Genomic DNA, 853 nt, shown 5'->3' with positions numbered 1-853 from the left:
ACCTCTTGCCTAAAATTATCTAATTGTTTTTCACTCAACCTTCCTTCTAAGAATGCTCTGGCATACATACCAGGAGCACTGTGGCCTTGAAAATATATTAAGTCTCCTCCAAACTTATTGTTCTTTGCTCTCCAAAAATGATTCATACCAACGTCATATAAAGTTGCAGCAGATGCAAAAGTTCCAATATGACCACCAAGTTCAGGAAATTTTTTATTTGCTCTTACGACCATTGCAGCAGCATTCCATCTAATTAAAGATCTTATCCTTCTCTCAATATTTTGATCACCAGGAGATTTAGTCTCTTTATCTGGAGATATAGTGTTTACATATGGTGTATTCCTTGAAAGTACTAAATCTGAACCTTGTCTATATGAATGCTCAATTAGTTGTTTGATTAAAAACTGAGCCCTTTTACTTCCATCTGTTTCTAAAACGGAGGATAATGAATCTATCCATTCTTTTGTTTCGATTGGATCAATATCTCCATCTTTAACAACGTTTGAGATTCGATCCTCAGCAATTTTTATAGTTTCTTTTTGTATTTGTGGTTGGGAGGTATCTTTTATCTCTTTTTGAATTTCAGTTTCTTGAACATGTTTTATCTCTTTATGAATAGTTTTTTCTGCCTCTTCGATTAAATTTTTTGTACTTTTTGGAATTTCATCTGGTGATACCTTTCCATTTCCCTCAACTTCTAAAATTAAATCTCCTTTAGAAACTTTGTCTCCTACTTTAACATTAATATTTGATATTTTACCTTCAACTGTTGACGGAACTTCTACACTAGATTTATCACTTTCAAGTGTGACCACTGGATCATTTTTCTTTATACTCTCACCAGCTTTTACTA

The 853-nt window shown here is 32.9% G+C and carries 1 protein-coding gene; it reads right to left on the bottom strand.

All coding sequences use genetic code 11. The features are described from left to right. Window positions 1-853: biotin/lipoyl-containing protein (locus AMN73_RS01825; protein WP_143323187.1), on the bottom strand; the 853-nt coding region annotated here is incomplete at both ends.

It is taken from the genome of Candidatus Pelagibacter communis (assembly GCF_001179965.1).
Taxonomy (GTDB): Bacteria; Pseudomonadota; Alphaproteobacteria; order Pelagibacterales; family Pelagibacteraceae; genus Pelagibacter.
This window is presented reverse-complemented; position numbering and strand designations above follow the sequence as displayed.